Origin of the sequence: Pseudomonas sp. Irchel s3h9 (assembly GCF_900187475.1) — a bacterium.
Classification (GTDB): Bacteria; Pseudomonadota; Gammaproteobacteria; order Pseudomonadales; family Pseudomonadaceae; genus Aquipseudomonas; species Aquipseudomonas neuropathica.
In genome coordinates this window covers 478,058-505,051 of record NZ_FYDH01000001.1, presented here as the reverse complement: position 1 = coordinate 505,051, position 26,994 = coordinate 478,058, and the positions used below count along the sequence as shown (strand labels likewise).

Genomic DNA, 26,994 nt, shown 5'->3' with positions numbered 1-26,994 from the left:
GCGGTGGTCCTGATTACTTGACAGTAATCGTGCCTTTCATCATCGAGATGTGGCCAGGGAACGAGCAGAAGAAGCCGTAGCCGCCATCAGCAATCTTCGCTACGTCAAAGGTCAGCGAATCGGTTTCCTTGGCGCCGATGATCTTGGTGTGAGCGATGATGCGTGCGTCACCTTCCGGCAGGTAGTTCTTGTCGATACCGGCGGCCAGGCCAGCGGTGGCGATCGGCTGCATGTCAGCTTCTTTGCTGATCACCAGGTTATGGCCCATGACGTTCTTCGGCAGGTTGCCGGAGTGAGTCAGTTCGATAGTGAAAGTCTTGCAGCTCTTGTCGATTTCGATGGCTTTGGTGCTGAAGGACATCTGATCGGTGGAGTCAACGGTGGTTTTGCACTCAGCAGCCATCAATTGGCTGCTGGCCAACGCCAGCAGGGATACCGCAACAACTTTGGAAAACATGGTGAATCTCCAAGGCAGGGTTAACAAAAACACGAATGATGGAAAGACTGCCTGAAATCTTCGCAAGTTCCTATGACTTGAGTCAAAAATTGTATACAACTTTCAGGCTATGACATTCATCGAAACAATCTAACGGCCAGATGCAACGGCCGGCCGTAAGATCGGCGCATCTACTGAGACGGAGTGCCTATCATGTTCTTTAACGGTCTGTTGTGCAGTTTGCTCGCTGCCTACGCCTGTGGCGCCAGCGGTACCTTTGAATCTCCTGAACGCGAAGTTTAGGCCTTGGATCGAGGCTTGCCAGCCATTACCCTGTGACGGATTGACCCAGGAGGAAGGCATGTCTCTGAAATCCGTGTGTGTATTTTGCGGTGCCAACGCCGGCACTGTTCCGGCCTACACCGAAGCCGCCGTCGCCCTTGGCCGGGCCTTGGCCGAACGTAAATTGACCCTGGTCTACGGCGGTGGCGCCGTGGGTTTGATGGGAATTGTCGCCGATGCCGCGCTGGCTGCTGGCGGTGAAGTCATCGGGATCATCCCGCAGAGCCTGATGGACAAGGAAATCGGCCATAAGAGCCTGACGCGCCTGGAAGTGGTCGACGGCATGCACGCGCGCAAGGCACGCATGGCCGAGCTGAGCGACGCCTTCATCGCCCTGCCCGGCGGCCTCGGCACGCTGGAAGAACTATTCGAAGTCTGGACCTGGGGCCAGCTCGGCTACCACGGCAAGCCGTTGGGTTTGCTGGAAGTGAACGGTTTCTACAGCAAACTCACCGCATTTCTTGACCATATCGTCGGCGAAGGCTTCGTTCGCGCGCCACACCGTGACATGCTGCAAGTGAGTGAATCAGCGCAAACGCTGCTCGATGCCCTGGATAACTGGAAGCCGACCGTCACGCCAAAATGGGTCGACCAAAAACCCGGCTAACCACGAGGCACCGATACAAGGCAGAATATGCGCCGCTCAACCTCACCTTCGACCCAAGAGGATCGCCCATGGCCAAACCCAATTACTCCTTCGCCAAACGTCAACGAGACCTGGCAAAGGAACAGAAGAAAGAGGAAAAGCTTCAGCGCAAGAAACAAACCGCTGAGGAAGCGGCACTGAACCCTGACGGTGAAGTGGCGACGCAAGATGATGTTGATGCAACCGAAGCGACTGAAACACCGAAAGATCAGGCGCCCGACGCCTGAACCCCACCGGGTTTGATCATCGAATCAGACCCTGCGGATTTGTGACGGGGCTGGCGGTTCCACTGCCGGCCCTCACAGCCCTTCCCCTCCCCAATACACCAAAATCCCCTGTGGGAGCGAGCCTGCTCGCGAAAGCGGTGTATCAGTGTAAATATTTGCTGCTGACACACCGCTATCGCGAGCAGGCTCACTCCTACAGTTTCATCGTCGTTAATCCAGGGGCATCACGGTGACGCGCACTTCCGGGTCATGATTGCCGCCGCCCAGAATCACCCCGCGCAACGGTGACACATCGGAAAAATCCCTCCCCCACGCCAGCGTGATGTGTTCCTGCGCCGGCTGCACATTGTTGGTCGGATCGAAATCCACCCAGCCCAGCACCGGACAAAACACCGACACCCAGGCGTGCGACGCATCAGCGCCGATCAGGCGTGGTTGCCCCGGCGGTGGCTGGGTCAGCAGATAGCCGCTGATATAACGCGCTGCCAGCCCTCGCGAGCGCACGCACGCCAGCATCAGGTGAGCGAAGTCCTGACAGACCCCGCGCCGCCGTTCCAGCACTTCCACCAGCGGTGTCGCCACCTGGGTCGCCTCGGCATCAAAGGTGAATTCACTGAAGATCTTCTGCATCAAGTCCTGCACACCCAGCAGCAACGGCCTGCCCGGCGGAAAACAACTTTGCGAAAACTCGACGAAGCTGCTTTTCAAATGCACGTAAGGGGACTGGAACCGGTAGCGACAAGCTTCGAGCAACTCAGCGGAAAGCGGTTGACTACTGTAGGTCAGCGCATCGCGGGTCAGCTCCCAGGCGGGCGACTGACTGAAGTCCAGCACCGGCCGCGCCAGCACCTCAACAGTCAGCCGAGCATTGACCTGCAATTCATCGTGAGGCCGTTCGAAGGCCAGCCGGGTCAGCGGATTGCCAAACACGTCGAGTTCATCACGGCGGGCTGTCGGGTCCGGGCTGATCAGCAATTGCTGTTCGGTGCAACGCTGCCAGGCACATTCACGCGGCCACAAGTGCGCCAGTTGCTGCGCCAGGGACACCGGACTGTCGTAGTGGTAACAGGTGTCGTGGAGGATCTGGTAGCGAGCATTCATCAAACGGACACCGTGCGCTGGCTGACATCATCGACATGGGCGAAATGGCGCAGGGCCAGACGATCCGACACCTGCCCGCTGGCCTCGGCAATGTCCTGCAGCAGATCCGCCAGACCATTCAGAGCGGCTCGTACGCTGGATTCCCCGAACAGCGGATTCTCCAGACATCCCAGATCAAACCGCGCCAGACGCTCGACCAGTTGCGACAATGCCGCTTCCCGCGGCGCCGCGAAATCATCGTTCAAACGTTTCAAGGTGCGGGTCACCAGTTTCAACTGAAACAACACCGCGTGCGGGTTCTGCTCGTCCAGCAACAACAGGTCGAGCACCGGAATCAATTGCGCCACGGCCAGATAACGCGAACGGTAGGTGATACTGCTGTTGCCCAGTTCCAGCAGCCATTCGAGGCCCGCTTGATCGAACGCCCCGGCGCCGCGCAGAAATGCCGCCAGACTGCTGCTGAGAAACTGCAGACGCTCAATGCGCCGGCCGATCATCAGAAAGCGCCAGCCTTCGTCGCGGGTCATGTCGTCGAGGGCAAACCCGGAAAGCGCCGCCAGCGACATCACCAGCCGGTTGAGGAAGTCCAGCAGTTCGCCAAAGTCGGGTTCGTCGGTATCCAGTTCCATCGCTTCGCGCTGCAACTCCACCAGCGCCTGCCAGTTCTCCCGCGAAAGCTTGCCACGCACCTGCGAGGCCGCCCACTGCAAACGCTGCAAGTTGGCGCGCAGGCTGAACGACCAGTCTTCACCGAGCAATGCAGCGAGCAAGCGCTCGGGAAGTTCTCCTTCATCCGGCAACAACGTCAACCGCTCACCGAGATCGACCGCCGCCTGCAACGCTTGCGGGTCGTCGCCGTCGACATACCGCGCGAGCATGATGCGCAGCAACCGCGCACTGTCATCACAGCGCTCGCAGTATCGGCCGAACCAGAACAGGTTCTCCACCACCCGTGAGGGCAGATACGGGTCGCGCCGTACCAGATCATGGACCCCAACGCTACGCTGACTCTTCCACTGCTCGCCACTGGGCGGACGATCACCGAGTATCCAAGTGTCTTTGCTCGCCCCACCGCGCTGCATCGACACTACTTCGGCATCAGCCTCGGCGGCCACCCGGGTCAGACCACCGGGCAGCACGCGATAACCGTCAGCACCCGCCACGGCGTACATGCGCATGCCGATCGCCCGTGGTTGCAGTTGACCATTTTCCGCCTGCCAGATCGGTGCCTGGGACAGTTGAGCCAATTCTTGCGCCACATAAGCATAAGGACGCGCCTGCATGCGCTCGGCAAGCGCCTGACGCTGTTTTTCACTCAGATCACGGCCAAAGACCGGCGCGAAGCTCTGCGAAGGAAATGCTGGTTTGATCAGCAGTTCGGGCAGTTTTTCCAGGGCTTGGGCCAACACCGGCGCCTCACCGCACCACCACGTCGCGATCGACGGCAAAATCAGTTCTTCGCCAAACAGGTATTGGTTGATCTTCGGCAGAAAGCCCAGCAATCCCGGCGACTCCAGCACGCCGCTACCCAGCGCATTGGCGACCAGAACGCGCCCTTGGCGTACTGCCTCAAGCAACCCGGGAACGCCGAGTGCCGAGTCCGTGCGCAACTCCAGCGGATCGCAGAAATCATCATCGAGCCGGCGCATGATCGCATGCACCCGACGCAAACCACTGAGGGTTTTCAGGTAGACCGTGGCGTCGCGCACCGTCAGGTCACCGCCCTCGACCAGCGGATAACCAAGTTGCCGAGCCAGATACAAATGTTCGAAATAGCTTTCATTGAAGCGCCCCGGCGTGAGCAACACCACCAGCGGCGCGTCATCGTCACTGGGCGCTTGTCGCGCGAGGGTTTCCTGCAATGTGCGGAAGAAGCCGGCCAGATGCTGCACCTTCAGATCCCGGTACAACTCGGGAAAGGCGCGCGACACGATGGTGCGGTTTTCCAAGGCATAGCCGGCGCCGGATGGCGCTTGCGTACGATCGGCGGTGACCCACCAGCGCCCGTCCGGTGTACGCGCCAGATCCACGGCGTACAGGTGCAGAAACGTCTCTTCCGGCAGCGCGACATGCTGACACGGCCAGAGAAAATTGTTGTGGCCGAACACCAGCTCTGCCGGCAACAAGCCTTCGCAGATCAGCCGCTGCGGCCCATACAAATCGGCCAGCACCGCATTGAGCAGTCGCGCACGCTGGGCGATACCTGCCGACAGTTGCTGCCATTCATCCGCAGCAATCACGTGGGGCAGCAGATCCAGCTCCCACGGCCGATCAGCGCCCTTGGGATCGGCATAGACGTTATAGGTGACGCCGTTTTCCTGAATCTGCCGCGCCAGCAGTGCCTGACGCTGCACCAGTTGCGCCGGCGTGCTGCGCTGCAACTGATCGAACAAACGCCGCCAGTGCGGGCGCACCGCGCCACTGCCGTCGAGCAGTTCGTGATAAGTGCCCGCCGTAAGCGGGTAGCGGTCTAGCAGGTCAGGCATGGAAAGCTCGGCAGACAGCAAGGAACGGTCAGACTAACGCAGCCACATGACGCGCGGATATACGAAAAATCCGCGTGTCGCGTAGGCCTTAGAAACGTCGCAAATCGATTGTCATCGGTAGCTCGTCACTGATTTCTATATTCGGTACAGGAAGTTTCCCCGGCGTGTGTCCGACGCGGAAGAATCGCGCCATCCGCCGGCTCTCGGCTTCGTTGGCATTGACCGGCAACGTCTCGTAATTGCGCCCGCCCGGATGCGCGACGTGGTACTGACAACCGCCCAGCGAGCGGCCCATCCAGGTGTCGAGCAGGTCGAACACCAGCGGTGCGTGCACGGGGATGGTCGGTTGCAAGCAGTTGGCCGGCTGCCATGCGCGGTAACGCACACCCGCGACAAACTCGCCAACCCGTCCGGTCGGATGCAACGGCACGGCGATGCCGTTACAGGTCAGCATATAGCGCTGCGGCGGCAGGCCTTTGAGCTTGACCTGCAAACGCTCCAGCGATGAGTCGACATAACGCACCGTGCCGCCAGCCGCGCCCTCCTCGCCCAGGACATGCCACGGTTCCAGCGCCTGACGCAGCTCCAGTTCGATGCCGTTGACGGCGTAATCGCCGACCTTGGGAAAACGAAACTCCAGATGCGCTGCGAACCATTCCGCGCGCAGCGGATAACCGGCGTTGTTCAGTTCGACGATGACATCGGCGAAATCCTGTTCGATAAAGTGCGGCAGCAGGAAACGGTCGTGCAGTTCAGTGCCCCAGCGCGCCAGTTTCGGCGGCGCATAAGGTTCGCGCCAGAAACGCGCGACCAGCGCCCGCAGCAACAACTGCTGGGCCAGGCTCATGCGCGCATGGGGCGGCATTTCAAAGGCACGCAGCTCAAGCAAGCCGAGACGCCCGGTGGCGCCGTCCGGTGAATACAGTTTGTCGATGCAGAACTCGGCACGGTGCGTATTGCCGGTGACGTCGATCAGCAGGTTGCGCAGCAGTCGATCAACCAGCCACGGCGCGCATTCCTCGCCCGGCTCCGGCATCTGCGCAAAAGCGATTTCCAGTTCATATAAAGCATCATTACGCGCCTCATCGACACGCGGCGCCTGAGACGTCGGGCCAATGAACAAGCCGGAAAACAGATACGACAACGATGGATGGTTGTGCCAGTAACTGATTAGGCTGCGCAGCAGATCCGGGCGGCGCAGAAACGGTGAGTCCGCCGGCGTCGCCCCACCGAGAACGAAATGGTTACCACCGCCGGTGCCGGTGTGACGACCGTCGATCATGAATTTCTCGGTGGTCAGGCGGGTCTGGCGCGCCTCTTCATAGAGAAATTCGGTGCGTTCGACCAACTCGTCCCAAGTCGCCGACGGCTGCACATTGACCTCGATCACACCCGGGTCCGGGGTGATGCGGAAATTGCTCAGACGCGGATCGCTTGGCGGCTCATAGCCTTCCAGCAGCACCGGGCAATGCAGCTCTTCGGCGGTGGCTTCGATGGCGGCCACCAGTTCCAGATAATCCTCAACCCGCTCCAGCGGCGGCATGAACAGGTACAAACGCCCCTCGCGGGCCTCGGCGCAAAACGCGGTGCGGGTCAGCCAGTCGGCGGATTCGTCGATTTTCGGCACGCGTTCGTCTGTCGTGGCAGGTTCGCCATGACTGTTGAGCTGCGCGGTTTCCGGCAACTCAGGGAAGTCTTGATTCGGATCCTGAGGATGAATGAACGGATACTCGGCGGCCTTCACCCACGGCTGCGACCCCAACGGCAGGCGATAGCCCAACGGCGAATCCCCCGGCACCAGTCGGCAATGCTCGTCACGCAGGTACCAGCGCCCGCTCTGCCATTGATCACCCTTGGCGGTGCGCGCCAGCGGCAATACCTGGCCGATCACCTTGTTCAGGCCCTGACTGAACACCTTGCGCAAGCGTGCGCGCTCAAGCGGTTCCTCAAGACGTGAATCTTCGGCGCTGACATTGCTCGGCAACGTGCCCTCGCGCCAGAGGTAGTAGAAATTGTCTTCGTAGGCCGGGAAGACAAAACGTGTAGGCAATTTCAGGCGCTCGGCGACACTGGCGAGGAAGCGTCCGGCCAACTCGCCATCCGCTCCGTAGTCCTGCTGCTCATCGGCGATCAGTGCGTTGTTGTGCCAGATCGGCACACCGTCGCGACGCCAATAGCAATTGAGCGACCAGCGCGGCAGTTGCTCGCCGGGATACCACTTGCCCTGGCCGAAATGCACCAGACCCTGCGGCGCGTAATGCTTGCGCATGCGCTGGAACAGTTCAGCGGAAAGTCGCCGCTTGGCCGGCCCCAGCGCGGCGGTGTTCCACTCGGCGCCATCCGGGTCATCGATGGAAACGAAGGTCGGCTCGCCGCCCATGGTCAGGCGCACGTCATCCGCCAGCAGATCGGCATCGATCTGCCGTCCCAGCGCCTGAATCGCCAGCCACTGCTCGTCGGTGTAGGGCTTGGTGACGCGCGGCGCCTCCCATATCCGCTCCACCGACATTTCATGGCTGAATTCACATTCGCACGGCTCGACCAAGCCACTGATCGGTGCCGCCGAGGACGGATCGGGACTACACGCCAAGGGGATATGCCCTTCGCCGGCGAACAGCCCGGACGTGGCGTCCAGGCCGATCCAGCCAGCGCCAGGCAAATACACCTCGCACCAGGCGTGCAGATCAGTGAAATCGACTTCAGTGCCGGACGGGCCATCGAGGCTTTTCACGTCGGCGGTCAGTTGAATCAGATAACCGGAGACAAACCGCGCGGCCAACCCGAGGTTGCGCAGCAGTTGCACCAGCAACCACGCCGAATCGCGGCAGGAACCGGAGGCGTGTTCAAGGGTGTGTTCCGGGGTCTGCACGCCCGGCTCCATGCGAATCAGGTAGCCGATGTCTTCGCTCAAGCGCTGGTTGAGCGCCACAAGGAAGTCCACCGCCGGCAGCGGCGTGCGGTCGATGGCGTCCAGATAGGCTTTGAATTTCGGCGTCAGCGGCAGGGTTTCGAGGTACGGCGCCAGTTCCTTGCGCTCATCGGCGGCGTAGGAGAAAGGGATTTTCTCGGCGTAGGGTTCGAGGAAGAAGTCGAACGGGTTGAACACCGCCATTTCGGCGAGCAGATCGACCTCGATGCGTAACTCATTGGTTTTCTCGGGAAACACCAATCGCGCGAGGTAGTTGCCCTGCGGGTCTTGCTGCCAGTTGATGAAATGCTGCTCGGGCGAGACTTTCAGGGCATACGACAGAATCCGCGTGCGGCTGTGGGCGGCCGGGCGCAGACGTACGATCTGCGGGCCGAGTTCGACAGCGCGGTCATAGCGGTAATGCGTGACGTGATGCAATGCGACATGAATCGACACGGCGTGCCTCCTGCGAGCCTAAGCGTATTCGAAAGCGCGCAAAACTTATGCCATGCAGAGGCTTGGGCGCTTTCCCGGAATGCTTAGGACAGTACAGCACCAAAATCGGGCGATGCGGGGAAATGGTTTGGGCTGATTGCACGTAAATGTTGCGAAGAGCCCCTCACCCTAACCCTCTCCCAGAGGGAGAGGGGACTGACCGAGTTGACTAAGCGAGCTACACCGACCTGAAACTTCGAGTCGAACTTCGATTTTGAAAAGCACAGCGATCTGCTCCCCTCCCTACCCCTCTCCCGGGGGGGGTAGGGAGGGGTGGCTGTTGGAGATACGCCGACCTGAAAGTCCTGAGTCGAACTCAAGTTTTGAAAAGCATGGAGATCTGCTCCCTTCCCCCTCGCCCCCTTGGGGGAGAGGGTTGGGGTGAGGGGGATGGATCTTGCGACCTGCATAAATCCAACGGCAGAAACGCAAAACGCCAACCCGAAGGTTGGCGTTTTCTTTAGCGCGGTACGACCGGCTTACGGGTCGGCTTCGGCCCTTTGCCTTTCGCGGCGTCTTTACGCTCTTTCGCAGCCTGCTGGTTACGGGCAAACGCCGCCGCCTTGGCCTGCTCCCGCTTGTCCCAAGGGTTACCACCATCACTGGCACGTGGCGGCAAGCCAGTGTGCTGGGTGAGAATCTTGGTGGTCTTCTCTTTAGCGTCCTTCGCCACTTTATGGCTGCCGGCTGGCGTCGAGTTCTTACGACGGGCGCTCTGGTAGCTGTCGGTCGCCGGTTGATGGGTCGGGATCAACTGATCCTTGCCCGAACCGATCAGATCAGCGCGGCCCATGCGGATCAGCGCTTCACGCAGCATCGGCCAGCCTTTCGGGTCGTGATAACGCAAGAACGCCTTGTGCAGACGACGCTGCTCTTCGCTCTTGACGATGGTCACGCCGTCGCTCTTGTAGGTGACCTTGCGCAGCGGGTTCTTGCCCGAGTGGTACATCGCGGTGGCGGTGGCCATCGGCGACGGGTAGAACGCCTGCACCTGGTCGGCGCGGAAGCCGTTCCCCTTGAGCCACAGGGCCAGGTTCATCATGTCTTCGTCGGTGGTGCCTGGGTGGGCGGCGATGAAGTACGGAATCAGGTACTGCTCTTTGCCCGCTTCCTTGGTGTACTTCTCGAACATGCGCTTGAACTTGTCATAGCTGCCGATGCCCGGTTTCATCATCTGATTGAGCGGACCTTCCTCGGTGTGTTCCGGGGCGATCTTCAGGTAGCCACCGACGTGGTGGGTCACCAGCTCTTTGACGTACTCCGGCGATTCGACCGCGAGGTCGTAACGCAGGCCGGAGGCGATCAGGATTTTCTTCACACCCGGCAAAGCACGAGCACTGCGGTACAGCTGAATCAACGACGAGTGGTCGGTGTTCAAGTTCGGGCAGATGCCCGGGAACACGCAGGACGGCTTGCGGCACGCGGATTCGATTTCCGGTGTCTTGCAGGCGATGCGGTACATGTTCGCGGTCGGGCCGCCGAGGTCGGAAATGACGCCGGTGAAACCTGGCACCTTGTCGCGGATCTCTTCGATTTCGCGAATGATCGACTCTTCGGAACGGTTCTGGATGATCCGGCCTTCGTGTTCGGTGATCGAGCAGAAGGTGCAGCCACCGAAGCAGCCACGCATGATGTTCACCGAGAAACGGATCATGTCGTAGGCCGGGATCTTCTCCTTGCCGTACGCCGGGTGCGGGACACGGGCGTAAGGCATGCCGAACACGTAGTCCATTTCTTCAGTAGTCATCGGAATCGGCGGCGGGTTGAACCAGACGTCGACTTCACCGTGCTTCTGCACCAGCGCACGGGCGTTGCCCGGGTTGGTTTCGAGGTGCAGCACGCGGTTGGCGTGGGCATACAGAACGGCGTCGCCGCGCACCTTTTCTACCGATGGCAGGCGAATCACGGTCTTGTCACGGGTCATGCGCGGGCTGGCCAGGATCTGTACGACCTTGGCTTCCTGCGGATCGTCGACCGGACCTTTTTCCTGCTCGATGGCGCAGGCCTGGGTGTCCTGAGTGTTCACGTACGGGTTGATGATCTTGTCGACCTTGCCCGGACGGTCGATACGCGTCGAGTCGACTTCGTACCAGTCTTTCGGCGTATCGCGACGGATGAACGCGGTGCCGCGCACATCGGTGATGTCTTCGATCTTGTGCCCGTAGGACAGGCGCTGGGCGACTTCGACGATCGCGCGCTCGGCGTTGCCGTACAGCAGAATGTCGGCGCTGGCGTCGATCAGGATCGAGTTACGCACGCGATCCTGCCAGTAGTCGTAGTGGGCAATGCGGCGCAGGGACGCTTCGATGCCGCCGAGCACGATCGGCACGTGCTTGTAGGCTTCTTTGCAGCGCTGGCTGTAGACCAGGCTCGCGCGGTCCGGACGCTTGCCGGCCATGCCGCCGGGCGTATAGGCGTCGTCGGAACGGATTTTCTTGTCCGCGGTGTAGCGATTGATCATCGAGTCCATGTTGCCCGCCGCAACCCCGAAGAACAGGTTCGGCTCGCCGAGCTTCATGAAATCGTCTTTGGACTGCCAGTTCGGCTGGGCAATGATCCCGACACGGAAGCCCTGGGACTCCAGCAGCCGGCCAATGATCGCCATGCCAAACGACGGGTGATCGACGTAGGCATCACCGGTAACAATGATGATGTCGCACGAATCCCAGCCAAGCTGATCCATCTCCTCCCTGCTCATCGGCAGGAATGGCGCTGGCCCGAAACATTCGGCCCAATATTTTGGATAGTCAAATAACGGCTTGGCTGCTTGCATGTCGACGACCGGTGTTGAAGTGAAAATTCGCGGGCGCGGAATATAGCACAAAAAATGACCAATTCCGACGGCAATGGTCGGTTTCTCTTACAACCCGCGTCGAGCCTGCCCGATACCCCGTAACAGGCAAAAAAATCATCGTTCAAACTTAACATTCATCAGTCCGGTGCCTGCGCCGACTGATGTGGCAACCCTTCAAGGATGAAGCAATGTCACCCAAACAGCCCGCCAAGGGCAGCATCAAAGTCAAGACCCCAACCAGCCCGGATGCGCCGCAGCAAGGCAATACCGGGCGAGCGCCACGGACGGGGCCTGAACCGTCCCTGCCTGTCTCCTCTGCGACGCGTCCGGGCGGCACTCACGGCACTGCCAGCCCTGAGGTAACAAGACCGTCTCCCGTCGTCATCACGCACACAGCAACCGCCTCGGTGAAAACGGGCGCAACGGGAGCAAAATCGCTGGAGAGTTACCGTATCCCCGCACCTGACCGTTTGCCCCAGGCCAATACCGAGGGCTTGAGGATGTACAAGGGCCGCGAATACGTCGATGTCGCGCACGGCAGCATCGTGATGGTCGGCATCGATCCGCAGACCGGCCTCTACCGCGCCCAACTCGCAGCCGAGCGGGTTGCCACGGGTCCGCTACTGCTGCGCGACACCGACAGCGGTCTGTGGCATTCGCTCAAGGACGGTGACGCCGTGACCTTGATTGACCCTCACCTGCAGACGTTGCGCACGGATCTCGAAATCACACGCGCCAAGGCCGACAGCGACGGGTTATTGCGCCACGAGGGCCGACTGTACCTGTCCCTGCACAACCACGTTTATCAGGTCATGCACGATGTGAGTGCCTCCACGGCGACACAAAAAGCGTGGCGTATCGTCAACCCGAAAGACCCCGTGGCAACCGATATCGCAAATATCTACCGCGCCAGCCGCAGCGGCGAAACGCGGACTGTGCGGCGCGATGAGGGCAATCGCTGGGTTTATCATTTGCCAGAGCTGAAGGGAGGTATTCAGGACGCGGAGATTGCCCGCCTGAGTAAAGACACGTTGTTGCAGATGCATGAGCCTTTTCAAAAGGCCCACACGGAATTGACGAATTCGTCGGAGCGCCACAACACGCTCTGGGCAGAAACCCAGAAACTGCCGCAGGGCAGTGCAGAGCAAAACGCAAAACTGCTGAGCCTGGAAGTGCATTTGCTCAAGCATGTGCAAAAACAGGCGGATTTCGTAGAGTCGCTGGTGCTCAACAGAAAATGGCTGACCCTTGCGAAAGCCAGCGGGCTATTCAAGCAGGAACTGCAGACTTTCCGCATAGAACGCGCCGAATTTCTGAACCGCCTCATGGCGGCCATGGACCTGCGGGTCAAGCCTACCGTCTCCAGTCTGGATGCCGACAGTTGCAAGCGGATCATCCCTCACCTGAACAAGAAGCTGAGGTTTATCGAAGAACGTGAAGTGGTGTTGGCAGAAATCAGAAAAGCCGACCCGGGAGCGGCACCGATACTCGAAGAAATCAGGCAGCAAGTGCCGTCGCCCGAGCGCATCAACTTCAACAAGCTGACCCTCTACGTGCACCTGTATGCGGGCACGCCCGACCATTCGCCCAATACCACCATGCCGTCGCTTTCCTGCGTCGATCTGGTCACCGGAGACCTGAAAAACATTCCGCAACACGAGCACCCCATGACACTGCTTTTGAGCCTGGATCAGATCAGGGCGGACAAATCACGATTTGAAATGCAACTGGCCACCCACGCTGACAGCGATGCCTCTCGGGCCGGGTACCTCAAGGAAATCCTCAGTTTGATCGACCCACTCGAGAGGCGAATCGATAACAGGCTCAGCGACATTCTGGAGTCGATCGGGCGCGACCGCGAACTGCCCAACATCGACCACGATATCGATTTTGACTTCCTTCCAACGCTCCCCGACCCTTCCGAAAGCTCCCGCCCGTTAACGCCCAGGAAAGTTTTCCGGGTCCGCCAACACGGTACTTACCGGGTTCTGGTCGGTGAAACGGAAACGGCTCAGGACGGCAATGTCATCGTCAGGGTTCCGGACCCGTTGCGCCCCGGCTCTCCATCCGCTCGCTACGAAAAAAGACAAGGTGAATGGCTGCCAGTGCGCCCGCCCATCACCAGTACACCCAGACCACAGCTGGTCGTCGAGGCCAACCGGTTACTGGCCGACGTCGAACAACACGTTGCCAAGGCCAGGGTGGACGAGGCGAGAAAAACCAATCCGACCGATATTGTCGAAGACCTGAGTAAAGAGACTGAGCGACTGAACGAGCAGGCAAGGCGCCTGGAAAGCCATGAAGACGCGGACACCGAAATCCTCGACCTGGCTACGCGCTTGCGAAGCGCTGCCGAGTCACTGGACGCGCATGGCCAAAGTGTTCTGGTGCGCATGTACAAGAACAGGGACGTGCTCGACATCATGCGTTTGAACTATCTGATGGATGCCGACGAAGTCAGCGTGAGCAAAACCGTTGATCGCAAGCCATCGGGCAAAGGCAAGGGCAAGTCGTTTCTCGACGTTTATTCGATCACTGATCGCGCCGACGACGCCCCCTTGTGGGAGGCACATTTCCACTACGACCAACACGACGCCGCGCCGCTGAATTTCACCACAAGAGGCGGTCACCTCAAAACCCTCGAACAGAGCCGACGCGGCATCGAGTCTCAGCGCCGCGATGAACAGGCTGGCTTGCCGCACGTGGCCATCTGGCGCCAGACCTTCGATGGCAAGACCGCGAGCAAAATATTTGCACTGGCCAGCCTGGTTGGCGTGCCTTCCAGGCCTGAGTAAAGGACTCAGGGCCACACGATCAATCAGGCAATGACGCCGCCCCTGCCATCAGCTCCCGTTCAGGCGAACTGATGCGCAAACCTGCAAGGATAGAAAGACATGCCCGTTAAATCGCCCCCCAGAGGCAACAATTCCGGCAATCCCCCGGTTCGCCAAAACGCTGTGCCAGACGTGGACACCACGCGCCTCGACCTGCCACCGCGCACAGATTTAGAGGTCTCGATACCCGGAGGGCAAACACCACGACCGGGCCGCTTACCAACGCCAGCCGATATCGACGCGATCGAGCCGGCTCCGAGCATCACCATTCATCGACCCGCGTTGCCGATTGAAAATCCGCGTGCGGCTAGCCAGTCCCTGGAACACTACTGGGTGCCTACGGCGAGCGGTTTGTCGGATCGCAACGCTGACGGCTTGAGAACGCACAAGGGCCGCCAATATGCCGATGTACCCGGCGGCATCGTGCTGCTCGGAAAAGATGCGCAAACAGGACTGTATCGGGCCAGGCTGCCCAGCGAATCCAGTCCCTCGGGGCCCGTGTTGCTGCGTGACTCCAGCGCGGGACTCTGGCATGAGCTGGAACACTTCGAGCCGATCGGTGTGCCATTGTCGAGCAGCCGCCTGGAAGCTTTCCGCACGCCACTGGATTTCAGCGGCATTCAAAGGGGCAGCGATGGCCTTCACCGGCTCAACGGTAAACTCTATGCGGTGATCGACAACCACAGTTATCAGGTTCTGCACGACACCGATGCCTCGACCCCGTCGACAGCGGTGATGCGTATCGTCCGTGCGCAAGATCCGGTGGCCAGCGACAGCACCAATACCTACATCGCTACACGCCCCGGGCGCTCGGAGCCGATCATTTACGATGCTCGCGAAGGCTGGCTGGGAACGGCGGTCGGGGGTGCCGGCGGCATGTTCCGCAGCGAGCCAGGCAGCCCCGCGCATCCTGGCCTGCTGCAACGGTTTGCCAGCGCGATCAATCATTTGCGCACGCCAGAGTCCCGCGCTCGAAAGCTCTTCCCGGCCCTCGACAGCGATGAGATCACCCGGCTTCTGCATTCGCACGGAGATGACGTCCGCGGCTATCTGTCCCAACGCGAGGCCAGTTACAGGGCGCTCAAGGCGGATCTCGCGTCCTGGATCAGGAAGACATCCTCGCAGGCCCCCAACGAAGCTGCACATCCCGCGGTGGAGCGTGCTGTCGAAGAAATAAAACGTTGCTGGAAGCGGCAGACGGGAACGACGCTGAAACTTGATTTGGGAGAGGCAATCCTTGCGCCGCTGACGGCTGATTTCAGCCATGTAAGAACTCTGGAGCTGAAAGCGGTCGCCTGGTCGGACACCGCCGATACCTTCCTTGGCAGTTTTCCCAACCTTGAGAAACTGTCGGTGACTCACTCCACCCTGGATAAGTTGCCGTCCGATATCGCGCCGATGACCGTTCTCAAGGCTCTGGAGCTGAGCTCGAACCGAATCCAGCTCAATGAGCAGGCAGCAGTAAAACTGGGTGCACTCAAGCAGCTTGAACACCTCGACCTGTCGAGCAACCCGCTTGGCAGAGTCCCGGACTTTCGCGGCATGTCGCAACTTCGGTCATTGAACCTGAGCAACACCGGACTGGATCACTGGCCCAGCGGTTTACGCGATCAGGTGGCACTGGACGTGGTCGACTTGCGCCATAACCAACTGCGCGAAATTCCACAGCCGATCCTTGACCCGTCAAACAATGAACTACTGGCGATCGCCCGTATCAACTCGGTCACCCTGATTGAAGGCAACCCCTTCCCGGCCGGTTACTGGCGAACGCTTGAGGTTTATTGGCGCCGCGTAGTGACCGACTATCCGGCGATGCGCACGGGCTCCCGCGCAGACGCGTTCAGACTGGATGGCGATATTCCCGAAGTGGCGATGGTGCGGCGTATGTATCCAGACAAGAATCCGCAAGCCGCCAGGGAATATTTGCTCGCCCTGGGTGATGGCGCCGAAGAGCAGATCGCGCGACGCATTGCCGGTTTCGAGCTACTGGAAACGCAACTGCAGGCCTACATCGCCGACAGCCAACCCGGCCCGGCCCAAGCCATGGGCCCGGAAAGAGTCAACGCCACCCGCCTGGCAAGAATCATCAGAGGCTGCTGGCTGGGCGATTCGGACGGCGAACTGAAACTGCCAGCGCTGTACGGTCCATTACCCCTGCTGACCGTGGACTTCAGTCACATCAAATCCCTCAGTCTCGACTCGGTAATCTGGTCGGACACCGCCAATACGCTTCTGTCCAATTGCCCCAATCTGGAAAGCCTGACCATCGTTAACTCCGGCATCGATAAACTGCCGCAAAAAATCACCGAGATGGACAAACTCAACTATCTGGATCTGAGTTCAAACCAGATAAAACTGGATGAGCAAAGCGCTTTGGCACTCGGTGCATTGCACCAGTTGAAACAGATCGATCTGTCCAACAATCAACTGCGGGCAGTGCCCGACTTTAGCGCCATGTCCGGGTTGCAGGCATTGAACCTGAAAAACACGGGCCTCAGTCAGTGGCCTGCCGGGCTGCTCGACAAAACCGCTTTGAACCACCTGGACCTGCGCGACAATCGCTTGAGCGAGGTTCCCCAGGCCAATTTCAACCCGACACCCGAGACGCTGGCTGTCGTCGCGCGGATCAACAATGTCACGCGCCTTGAAGGCAACGACTTCCCCTCCGTGTACTGGCGAAAATTCGACGGCTACTGGCGACGCCTTAAAGAGTCTCACCCCGAGCTGATGGAGCCGGCCCATCCCGCCGTATTCGATAGCGAAGACTCCAGGGCGCAGCGTTATCGAAACCTGTTCCCGAGCAAAACCATCAAGGAGTGCAGGGAGTTCATCTGGAATCATGACAAAGGCACCGTGGCACCACGCTTGCTCGCGCTGGAACAAGAATTCGATCTTCTGAAAACCCAGCTCGACGACTGGGTCTTTTCCGGGGGCGGCAACCGCCTGCGTTACGTGCGTGCCAATCAGCTGCAAATCAACGCCACCACCCGTAATGACCGCACTGCAGCGCGGGATCGGATCATCAGTTGCTGGCGCCGCGAGACGGCGCAAAAACATGCTTTCGACGGCACACCGATCGGTCTGGAACTGGACTTGAGCGGCCTGACCTTGCCGACCCTGCCGGATCTGAGCATCGACTTCAGCCATGTGGGTTCACTCAGATTGAGCGGCATGAACCTGACGGAGTCACCGGAAGGCTTCCTCACCCGTTTTCGTCATGTGCGCTGGCTGGACATGTCGAACAATCGCCTCAGGGACTTGCCCCCGGCAGTAGGAGAAATGCACGGGATGACGCGCCTGTTCCTGCAGCACAACCAACTTGAACTCAATGCAGAAACGGCGCGGATACTGGCCGGACGCACAACGCTCAGAGCACTCTGGATCGACAACAATCCCCAACTCGGTGTGATGCCAGATTTCAGCCTGATCACCGATATGCGCGAGGTCACCCTGGCGAACACCGGCATCACGCAGTGGCCAACCGGGCTGTTTGATCAACCCCTGCTGACCCGGATCGATCTGAGCAACAATCAGATCACCACGATTCCTGACTTTGTCACTGCTCCGCCCCCGGAGCGCTTAGCGCATTCGGTCCAGGTGAACAGTGGCACGTTACTGACGAATAATCCGATTACCGATGAGACGCGGATACAAATGGGCGTTTATCGCAGACAACTGGACGAAGCCCAAACCGGGCTTCACAACAGATTCAACCTGTTCACAACGTCATTCCCCTTGGCACAACGCCCCATTGCAAGGGCAGCCGCAGACCCCGCTCCGATCTGGACCAGTGGACTACCCGCTGATCAAGCGATCGCCAGAAACACTCAATGGCGCACGTTGCGCGAGCAGCAAGGCTCAGACGGCTTCTTCAACATCCTCGCGAGCCGTGCGCACCATGCCGACTTCCGGCGCCAGGTCTGGGACGTGATCGATGTCATCAGCCAGGACAATCCACAGTCGCGAACCTTGCGTCGAGAACTGTTCGATCGCGCGTGCGAAGCCGGCTGCACTGACCTTGCCGCAGCCACCTTCACCGATCTGCAGGTCCTGGCCATGACTCACAAGGCGCGCATACAGGCCAGGCTCGATATGAATGGCGCCCCCTTGGTGGCGCTGTCCAAAGGATTGTTCCGGCTCAAACAGGTCGACGACATCGCAGCGGCAGAGATCGCTTCAAGCAGGGCGATCATTGACGATCCGGCAACCTCCCGGGAGCTGCGAAACAGCCACAACCTGCGCATACGCGATCCCCATGAAATGACCATGGCCTACCGCTTTGGTCTCAGGGATCGGCTGCAATTGCCGTTTCAGCCACAGGCACTCACGTTTATCGGCATGGCCGGCGTTACCCCGGCAATGCTGGATGCGGCGTATCGCAAAATTTCGACGCTGAATGGCTCGCCTGAAGAGTTTCAGGCGTTGGTGTCGATGAATTTCTGGCAGGACTTCATCATTCACAAATACCAGGCGCAATTCGATGCGAGTCGCCAGCCGTTTCAGGATCGGCAGGAAATTCTCGACAGCCAGTCATCACAAAGACTGCTGAGCGAAGCTCAATACAAATCGCAAACCGATGATGTGACGGCGCAGTTGGCGATCGTCGAAGCGACATTGATCCAAACGCTGACGCGGCAGGAATTGCAGCCTCGAACAACAATCGAGGCGGCTTCTGCCAACGTCACGCCCGCGCAGGAAACCCCGGTCGCGACTGGCGCGACGTTGTAATCGATACAGCGTCGCAGCAGGCCGATGAACTTCGGCCTGCTGTCACTCGTCGTCGTCGAAGTTGTAACTGCCCGGCGCGAGGTTTTCGAAGCGCGTGTATTTGCCGATAAAGGCCAGGCGGATAAAACCGATCGGGCCGTTACGCTGCTTGCCGATGATGATTTCGGCGATGCCTTTGTGTTCGGTTTCCGGGTGATAGACCTCGTCGCGGTACACGAACATGATCACGTCGGCGTCCTGCTCGATCGCTCCGGATTCGCGCAAGTCGGAGTTCACCGGGCGCTTGTTGGGACGCTGTTCGAGGGAGCGGTTGAGCTGCGACAGCGCCACCACCGGGCAGTTGAATTCCTTGGCCAGCGCTTTCAGGGATCGCGAGATTTCGGAAATTTCGTTGGTGCGGTTGTCACCGCTGGAACCGGGGATCTGCATCAGTTGCAGGTAGTCGATCATGATCAGGCCGACATCACCGTGTTCACGCACCAGACGTCGGGTCCGCGCACGCATTTCCGACGGACTGATGCCGGCAGTGTCATCGATGAACAGCTTGCGGTCGTTGAGCAGGTTGACCGCCGAAGTCAGGCGCGGCCAGTCATCGTCTTCCAGTTGGCCGGAACGCACCTTGGTCTGGTCGATGCGACCAAGGGACGAAAGCATACGCATGATCAGCGATTCGCCTGGCATCTCGAGGGAGTACACCAGAACCGCCTTCTCGCTGCGCAACACGGCGTTTTCCACCAGGTTCATCGCGAAGGTGGTTTTACCCATCGACGGACGGCCGGCGACGATGATCAAGTCGGACGGTTGCAGGCCACTGGTCTTCTCGTCGAGGTCGGTGTAGCCGGTGGACAGGCCTGTGATAGCGTTGTCGGTGTTGAACAGGGTGTCGATGCGATCAATGGCCTTGGTAAGCAAGTCATTCACACCTACCGGGCCGCCGGTTTTTGGCCGGGCCTCGGCAATCTGGAAGATCTGGCGTTCGGCTTCGTCGAGAATCTCGGCGGCGGTGCGGCCTTCGGGGTTGAAGGCGCTGTCGGCGATTTCGGTGCTGATGCCGATCAACTGGCGCAACGTCGCTCGCTCACGAACGATCTGCGCATAGGCCTTGATGTTGGCGACGGACGGCGTGTTTTTCGCCAGTTCACCGAGGTAACCGAGGCCACCGACCTGCGAGGTCTGGCCTTCCTTGTCCAGTTGTTCAGACAGGGTCACCACGTCGATCGGCATGTTCTGATCGGCCAGCTTGGCGATCGCACGGAAAATCAGACGGTGGTCATGTCGATAGAAATCGCCGTCGGAGACTTGATCGAGCACGCGTTCCCAGGCGTTGTTGTCCAGCATCAGACCACCGAGTACAGCCTGTTCGGCCTCGATGGAATGCGGCGGCACCTTCAGGGCAGCGGTTTGCAGATCGTATTGCTCGGGAGCGGAGATATCGTTCATGGCCACTTGTGTAATTTGGAAAAACAGGGAGTTCAGAAAGACAAAGGGCACGACCTGTAAACAGGATCGTGCCCGATGTTAACCGTCTGACGGACAAGCCGCCAGCCGATCAGGTGTTACTTAAGCTGCTACCACGACAACGCGTACGGTGGCTTCAACTTCGGCGTGCAGGTGCACAGCCACGTCGAATTCACCCACGTTGCGGATGGTGCCGTTCGGCAGACGAACTTCGCTTTTCGCAACTTCAACGCCGGAGGCGGTCAGTGCGTCAGCGATGTCGTGAGTACCGATCGAACCGAACAGCTTGCCTTCGTCGCCAGCGGTGGCAGTGATGGTCACTTCCAGCTCGGCCAGTTGGGCAGCACGGCTTTCAGCCGATGCTTTACGGTCTGCGGCAGCTTTTTCCAGCTCAGCACGACGCTCTTCAAACGCAGCCAGGTTGGCAGCAGTTGCAGCGGTAGCTTTGCCGAAAGGCAGCAGGTAGTTACGGCCGTAACCGGCCTTAACGTTTACTTTGTCGCCCAGGTTGCCCAGGTTGGCGATTTTTTCCAGAAGGATCAGTTGCATGTGGAAATCCTCTTAACTTTTAACCTTCACCGTTCGCGTTATCGGTGTCTTTCGACACGTGACGACCGCGAAAATCAATCAGGCTGTCGACAATGGCCAGGACCACGAGCAACGGATAGATCAGCTGCATGAACAACAGCAGCGTGACGTACAACCCCACCAGCCAGAAACCGGCCAGTCGCTTCTGCCCGACCAGCCCGTGAATCAGGGCGAGTCCGGCGAACACCAGCGGTACACTGCACAACGGCGTCAACATGGCCATCTGTGCACCGAGATTCGGGCCCAGAAGCATCAACGCCAGCAGCAACATCGCCGGCCCCAGCGGGATCCGGATGGCGCGAAACTCGCGACCAAAACCACCCGGGTTGTACAACAACGCCTGCCAATGCCGCCCGACAATCAGGCTCAGCACGCTGACGATCTGCAACAGCGCCGCAATCAGTCCGGTCAGGACCGGTGCAATCAGGGACGCGAAACGCGCTTGCTCATCGACCGACAATTGCTTGTAGGTTTCACCAAGAAGCGCCGGCATGACCTTTATCAAGGCCTGCGCGAGCATCTCGATCTGGGCCGCAAACGCTGCCCCGAGCACCACCGAAAACACCACTCCAATCACTACGCTGACCAGCAGCGTGCGGACCCAGGATTCACTTGCGCGCAAAACCAACGCAAGCCCCGAAGACCCCAGCAGCACCAGAAGTGCCCGTGGGTCATCGGCATACAGCCACCAGATCAACGCCGGCAGCAGCCCCAGAGACAGAACACCCAGGGCGTCCGTCAGTCCGCGCCGCAGCAGCACAAGGCTCCCCGCGGCAGCACCCAACCAATACAACAACGGCAGTGTTGCACATCCGGCCACCACGAGAGTGGCCTGCATACGGCCTCGCATGATGAACTCAGCTAAGGCACGCATGCATTCAATCCTTTGCTACTTGTCGACTGCCCGGTCTCAGCGGCCGTGGCTGTCGGTGTAGGCCAGCAGGGCCAGGAAGCGGGCGCGCTTGATAGCGGTGGCCAGCTGACGCTGATAACGAGCTTTGGTACCGGTGATGCGGCTTGGAACGATTTTGCCGGTCTCGGATACGTAGGCTTTCAGAGTGTTGAGATCTTTGTAATCGATCTCTTTCACGTCTTCAGCGGTGAAGCGGCAGAATTTACGACGACGGAAGAAACGTGCCATTTGATAGGCTCCTTAATAAGGTCCGTGGATTACTCGTCAGCGTTATCGCTGTTGTCGCTGTCATCACTATCGGTGCCTTCGGCGCCTTCGTGCTCAGGACGGTCGCGACGCTCACGGCGCTCACTGCGGTTTTCTTCAGCCTTGAGCATCTCGGACTGGCCGGTAACGGCTTCGTCGCGACGGATGACCAGGTTACGGATCACTGCATCGTTGTAGCGGAAGTTGTCTTCCAGCTCGGCCAGGGCCTTGCCAGTGCACTCAACGTTCAGCATCACGTAGTGAGCCTTGTGAACATTGTTGATTGCGTAGGCCAGTTGACGACGGCCCCAATCTTCCAGACGGTGGATTTTGCCGCCGTCTTCTTCGATCAGCTTGGTGTAACGCTCAACCATGCCGCCGACTTGCTCGCTTTGATCCGGGTGGACCAAAAAGATGATTTCGTAATGACGCATGAATGCTCCTTACGGGTTGTAGCCTGCCGCTCAAAAACGGTCAGACAAGGAGTGAATGACACTTATGGACTTGCTGGCGCGGGGCACATGCGTGCCTGCCGTCACAGCAAGGGGCGCAATTGTAGAGAAGGGACAGAAGAGGTGCAAGGCAATTGGTGATTATTTGAACAATCACCGATCTTCGCCTTCCCACAAAACAATGTAGGAGTGAGCCTGCTCGCGATGATGGGGCAACATTCAACTTTGATGCTGAATGTTGCACCGCTATCGCGAGCAGGCTCACTCCTACAAGGGATTTGCAGCAGATCAGGATTTCTTGGCAGTAGCCTTGGCTTTTGCACCGCGCTGACGCTGCGCTTCGAACAGGCACACGCCCGTCGCAACCGAGACGTTGAGGCTGCTGACGCTACCGGCCATCGGCAGCTTCACCAGATAGTCGCAGTGCTCGCGGGTCAGGCGACGCATGCCTTTGCCTTCAGCGCCCATGATCAGAATGGTCGGGCCAGTCAGGTCCTGGTCATAAATGCTGACCTCAGCCTCCCCCGCAGTACCGACAATCCACAGACCGCGCTGCTGAAGTTTTTCCAGGGTGCGAGCGAGGTTGGTCACGGCAACCAATGGAATCACTTCCGCCGCGCCGCAAGCGACTTTACGCACGACCGGCGTCAGGGTCGCCGACTTGTCTTTCGGCACGATCACCGCGAGCGCACCGGCCGCATCCGCCGAACGCAGGCAAGCACCAAGGTTGTGCGGATCGGTCACGCCGTCGAGCACCAGTAACAGCGGCGCGCCTTCAGTGCGATCGAGCAGCTCGTCGAGCATGGCTTCGCCCCAGACCTGGCTCGGGCTTACTTCCGCGACCACACCCTGGTGCACGCCTTCAACCCAGGCGTCCATTTCGCGACGCTCGGCCTGGCCGACCTGAACACGGTTTTCGTTGGCCAGCTCAACCAGGGTCTGCACGCGCGGATCGTTGCGGCTTTCCGCCAGCCAGATCTGCTTGACGCGTTTCGGGTGGTGACGCAGCAACGCTTCTACCGCGTGAACGCCGTAGATTTTTTCCAACTGACTCATGACTTCGCCTTCGGTTTACGTGCCCCGCCACTTTTGGCTGGAGCGGAGCCCGCTTTTGGCGGCCCCTTACGGTGTTTGCTCGGTTTCGCTGGCTTGCCGCCGGAGGCCTTTTCAGGCGCCGACCGTCCGGTCTTTCCCCCGGACGCCGCTTTACCACCGTTTTTAGCGTCGGAAAGCAGAGCCTTCTTCATTTCACGGCTTTTGCGCAGCTCGGCGTTTTTCGCCACGGCGTCGCTTGGGCGATAGGCTTCTGCCGCTTTTTCCTTGGCCGGACGACGGCTGGCGGATTTAGCCGGAGCCTTTTCTTCCGAAGCCTTGGCAGCAGGCGCAGCGGTTTCAGCACCACGCTTTTTGCGACCGATCGGCGCGCTGATGGTTTTTTCAGCCATCTCGAAGTCAATCTTGCGCTCGTCGAGGTCAACGCGCATCACGCGCACTTCAACGGTATCGCCAAGACGGAAGCTGCGACCGGTGCGCTCGCCCGCCAGGCGGTGATGCACAGGATCGAAGTGGTAGTAATCGCCCGGCAGCGCCGTGACGTGGACCAGACCTTCGACGTAGATATCGGTCAGCTCAACGAACAGGCCAAAACCGGTGACCGCTGTGATCACACCCGGGAACGACTCGCCCACGCGGTCTTTCATGAACTCGCACTTGAGCCAGTTCACCACATCGCGGGTGGCTTCATCGGCACGGCGCTCGCTCATCGAGCACTGCTCGCCGAGCTGCTCCAGCGCCGCCTCGTCGTACGGATAGATGCGCGCCTTCGGAATGGTCATCGCCCCGGCACGGCGAACGTGCGGAGTGTCCTGTTTCGAATGGATCACGCTGCGGATCGCGCGGTGCGTCAGCAGGTCCGGGTAACGACGGATCGGCGAAGTGAAGTGGGTATAGGCTTCATAATTCAGGCCGAAGTGGCCCTGATTATCAGCGCTGTACACCGCCTGACTCAGCGAGCGCAGCATCACGGTCTGGATCAGGTGGAAATCCGGACGATCCTTGATGCTTGCCAGCAACGCCTGATAATCCTTCGGCGACGGACCGTCCTTGCCTTTGTGCAGGGACAGGCCGAGTTCGCCAAGGAAGGCACGGAGTTTTTCCAGACGCTCCGGTGGCGGACCATCGTGGACGCGGTACAGCGCAGGAATTTCGTGCTTCTTGAGGAATTCGGCGGTGGCCACGTTGGCCGCCAGCATGCATTCCTCGATCAGCTTGTGCGCGTCGTTACGGGTGGTCGGACGGATTTCGGCAATCTTGCGCTCGGTACCGAAGATGATTCGGGTTTCCTGCGTTTCGAAATCGATCGCGCCACGTACGTGACGAGCAGCCAGCAGCACCTTGTACAGCGCATAAAGCTGTTTGAGGTGCGGCAGAACGTCGTTGTACTCACCGCGAAGCTGACGCGCTTCGGTGATTTTCGGTGTTTCCAGCATCGCACTGACTTTGTTGTAGGTCAGACGCGCGTGGGAATGGATCACCGCTTCATAGAAGCAGTAGTCGGTCATTTCGCCGGACTTGGAGATGGTCATCTCGCAAACCATGGCCAGACGATCAACATGCGGATTCAGCGAGCACAGGCCGTTGGACAGCTGCTCAGGCAGCATTGGCACCACGCGCTCAGGGAAGTACACCGAGTTGCCGCGTACCTGGGCTTCGTTGTCCAGCGCCGAGCCGATCTTCACGTAGCTGGAAACGTCAGCAATCGCCACGTACAACTTCCAGCCGCCGGAGAACAGGCGCAGCTTGCCCGGCTTGGCTTCGCAATAAACAGCATCGTCGAAGTCGCGGGCGTCTTCGCCGTCAATGGTGACGAACGGCAAATGGCGCAGGTCGACGCGTTTCTCTTTGTCTTTTTCTTCGACTTCCGGCTTGAGCTTGGCCGCTTCTTTCAGAACGGCTTCGGGCCAGACGTGCGGAATGTCGTAGGTGCGCAGGGCGACATCGATTTCCATGCCCGGCGCCATATAGTTGCCGACCACTTCAACCACGTCGCCTTGCGGCTGGAAGCGCGGCGTCGGCCAGTGGGTGATTTTCACCTCGACGAACTGACCGATCTGCGCGTTGGCGTTGCGGCCCGGGGTGACCAGCACTTCCTGCTGGATCTTCGGGTTGTCCGCGACGACGAAGCCGATGCCGCCCTCTTCGAAGTAGCGGCCGACGATGGTTTCGTGAGCACGGGACACCACTTCAACGATCACGCCTTCACGGCGACCGCGACGGTCGAGACCGGACACACGCGCCAGCGCACGGTCGCCATCGAACACCAGACGCATTTGCGCGGGGCTCATGAACAGGTCGTCGCTGCCGTCATCCGGCACCAGGAAGCCAAAACCGTCACGGTGACCGCTGATGCGGCCGAGGATCAGGTCGAGCTTGTCGACCGGCGCGTAAGTGCCACGGCGGGTGTAGATCAGTTGGGCGTCGCGCTCCATGGCGCGAAGGCGGCGGCGCAGGGCTTCGATCTGGTCTTCTGTGGTCAGACCAAACTCTTCGACCAGTTGCTCGCGGGCAGCAGGCGAACCCCGATCGGCGAGGTGCGCCAGGATCAGTTCGCGGCTAGGAATAGGGTTTTCATATTTTTCCGCTTCACGAGCGGCCTCGGGATCGAGGGACTGCCAATCGGCCATTAGAGAGTTTTCACCTTGTCTATATGCGGGTTAGTTTGGCATAGGCGCCATGAAACGGGAAATTTCCGACTATATAAGGCCCTTATGAGGGTCTGTATCGTCGCTTGAAAGCCGTTTTGAACACCGCCGGTAAAAAAAATCATATTTTTTGCTGACAGGGGTTTACAGTTAAAAAGACGCTCCGTATAGTGCGCGCCATCGACGACGCACAAGCGTTAACGATACTGCCCAGATGGTGAAATTGGTAGACACGCCAGCTTCAGGTGCTGGTGACCTTACGGTCGTGGAAGTTCGAGTCTTCTTCTGGGCACCAATTTCGAGTTTGAGACTAGATCAGTTTCAAGGCTCACACAAAACCCGCGAAAGCGGGTTTTTTGCATTCTAAGCCCGGCTTTTCTTAAAACTGATTTATTAAAATTAAATCAGGGGTTTACAGATCAAAACGCGCTCCGTATAGTGCGCCACATCAACAGCGGCAACGCTAGCGATGATTGCCCAGATGGTGAAATTGGTAGACACGCCAGCTTCAGGTGCTGGTGACCTTACGGTCGTGGAAGTTCGAGTCTTCTTCTGGGCACCAATTCAAATTCAAGGTTACGACCTTGGATTTCACAAAAACCCGCGAAAGCGGGTTTTTGCGTTTCTGGCTTCCCGAAA

The 26,994-nt window shown here is 59.4% G+C and carries 16 protein-coding genes and 2 tRNA genes; 6 read left to right on the top strand and 12 right to left on the bottom strand.

What is annotated here, in order from left to right; translation table 11 throughout:
- Positions 1-13 precede the first annotated feature (13 nt).
- Complete coding sequence (gene azu, locus CKW26_RS02135) at positions 14-457, bottom strand: azurin (RefSeq protein WP_095047311.1); 444 nt, start codon at positions 455-457, stop codon at positions 14-16.
- Positions 458-797: 340 nt separating this feature from the next.
- On the opposite strand from azu, the gene CKW26_RS02130 reads away from it, so the two are divergent.
- Both CKW26_RS02130 and CKW26_RS02125 read left to right on the top strand, forming a co-directional pair.
- Positions 798-1,385 (top strand): TIGR00730 family Rossman fold protein, encoded by a 588-nt coding sequence (locus CKW26_RS02130; protein WP_093430190.1) that lies wholly within the window; start codon positions 798-800, stop codon positions 1,383-1,385.
- A gap of 68 nt (positions 1,386-1,453) precedes the next feature.
- A complete protein-coding gene (locus CKW26_RS02125) occupies positions 1,454-1,651 on the top strand; it encodes a hypothetical protein (protein WP_095047310.1) in 198 nt (65 codons plus the stop codon).
- A 210-nt stretch (positions 1,652-1,861) separates the two neighbouring features.
- Here CKW26_RS02125 and CKW26_RS02120 read toward each other — a convergent pair whose 3' ends face one another.
- The 4 genes from CKW26_RS02120 to CKW26_RS02105 all read right to left on the bottom strand — a co-directional run bounded on the left by CKW26_RS02120 (position 1,862) and on the right by CKW26_RS02105 (position 11,414).
- Positions 1,862-2,752 carry a transglutaminase family protein gene (locus tag CKW26_RS02120; RefSeq protein WP_095047309.1) on the bottom strand — a complete coding sequence of 297 codons (891 nt, stop codon included), beginning with the start codon at positions 2,750-2,752 and terminating at the stop codon, positions 1,862-1,864.
- Positions 2,752-5,238, bottom strand: a complete 2,487-nt coding sequence (locus CKW26_RS02115; RefSeq protein ID WP_095047308.1) for a circularly permuted type 2 ATP-grasp protein — start codon at positions 5,236-5,238, stop codon at positions 2,752-2,754. The genes CKW26_RS02120 and CKW26_RS02115 overlap by 1 nt, the downstream gene beginning before the upstream one ends.
- 88 nt (positions 5,239-5,326) lie before the next feature.
- Entirely contained in the window at positions 5,327-8,602 is a 3,276-nt protein-coding gene (locus CKW26_RS02110) for a DUF2126 domain-containing protein (RefSeq protein ID WP_095047307.1), read from the bottom strand.
- A 499-nt stretch (positions 8,603-9,101) separates the two neighbouring features.
- Positions 9,102-11,414: a YgiQ family radical SAM protein gene (locus tag CKW26_RS02105; protein ID WP_095047306.1), complete on the bottom strand. Its 2,313-nt coding sequence runs from the start codon at positions 11,412-11,414 to the stop codon at positions 9,102-9,104.
- 209 nt (positions 11,415-11,623) lie between these two features.
- On the opposite strand from CKW26_RS02105, the gene CKW26_RS02100 reads away from it, so the two are divergent.
- Positions 11,624-14,230, top strand: a complete 2,607-nt coding sequence (locus CKW26_RS02100; protein WP_256579860.1) for a hypothetical protein — start codon at positions 11,624-11,626, stop codon at positions 14,228-14,230.
- 99 nt (positions 14,231-14,329) lie between these two features.
- Entirely contained in the window at positions 14,330-18,997 is a 4,668-nt protein-coding gene (locus tag CKW26_RS02095) for an NEL-type E3 ubiquitin ligase domain-containing protein (protein ID WP_256579859.1), read from the top strand.
- A 42-nt stretch (positions 18,998-19,039) separates the two neighbouring features.
- Here CKW26_RS02095 and dnaB read toward each other — a convergent pair whose 3' ends face one another.
- From dnaB to rnr, 7 genes are all read right to left on the bottom strand, one after another.
- Positions 19,040-20,437, bottom strand: coding sequence for a replicative DNA helicase (dnaB, locus tag CKW26_RS02090; protein ID WP_007915846.1), 1,398 nt, complete (start codon positions 20,435-20,437; stop codon positions 19,040-19,042).
- 120 nt (positions 20,438-20,557) lie between these two features.
- On the bottom strand, positions 20,558-21,004 hold the full coding sequence (gene rplI / locus CKW26_RS02085; protein WP_003186385.1) for a 50S ribosomal protein L9: 447 nt from the start codon (positions 21,002-21,004) through the stop codon (positions 20,558-20,560).
- Positions 21,005-21,023: 19 nt separating this feature from the next.
- A complete protein-coding gene (locus CKW26_RS02080; protein WP_016983782.1) occupies positions 21,024-21,917 on the bottom strand; it encodes a hypothetical protein in 894 nt (297 codons plus the stop codon).
- A gap of 36 nt (positions 21,918-21,953) precedes the next feature.
- Positions 21,954-22,184: a 30S ribosomal protein S18 gene (gene rpsR, locus CKW26_RS02075; RefSeq protein ID WP_002551829.1), complete on the bottom strand. Its 231-nt coding sequence runs from the start codon at positions 22,182-22,184 to the stop codon at positions 21,954-21,956.
- 29 nt (positions 22,185-22,213) lie between these two features.
- Entirely contained in the window at positions 22,214-22,636 is a 423-nt protein-coding gene (rpsF, locus tag CKW26_RS02070) for a 30S ribosomal protein S6 (protein ID WP_016771938.1), read from the bottom strand.
- Positions 22,637-22,942: 306 nt separating this feature from the next.
- Entirely contained in the window at positions 22,943-23,710 is a 768-nt protein-coding gene (rlmB, locus tag CKW26_RS02065; protein WP_095047304.1) for a 23S rRNA (guanosine(2251)-2'-O)-methyltransferase RlmB, read from the bottom strand.
- Positions 23,707-26,337, bottom strand: coding sequence for a ribonuclease R (rnr, locus tag CKW26_RS02060; RefSeq protein ID WP_095047303.1), 2,631 nt, complete (start codon positions 26,335-26,337; stop codon positions 23,707-23,709). Before rnr ends, rlmB begins: the two co-directional genes overlap by 4 nt.
- A gap of 226 nt (positions 26,338-26,563) precedes the next feature.
- On the opposite strand from rnr, the gene CKW26_RS02055 reads away from it, so the two are divergent.
- Together CKW26_RS02055 and CKW26_RS02050 are read left to right on the top strand one after the other, a co-directional pair.
- Positions 26,564-26,650: transfer RNA gene (locus tag CKW26_RS02055), tRNA-Leu, on the top strand.
- 180 nt (positions 26,651-26,830) lie between these two features.
- Positions 26,831-26,917 (top strand) — tRNA-Leu (locus CKW26_RS02050).
- Positions 26,918-26,994: the final 77 nt, after the last annotated feature.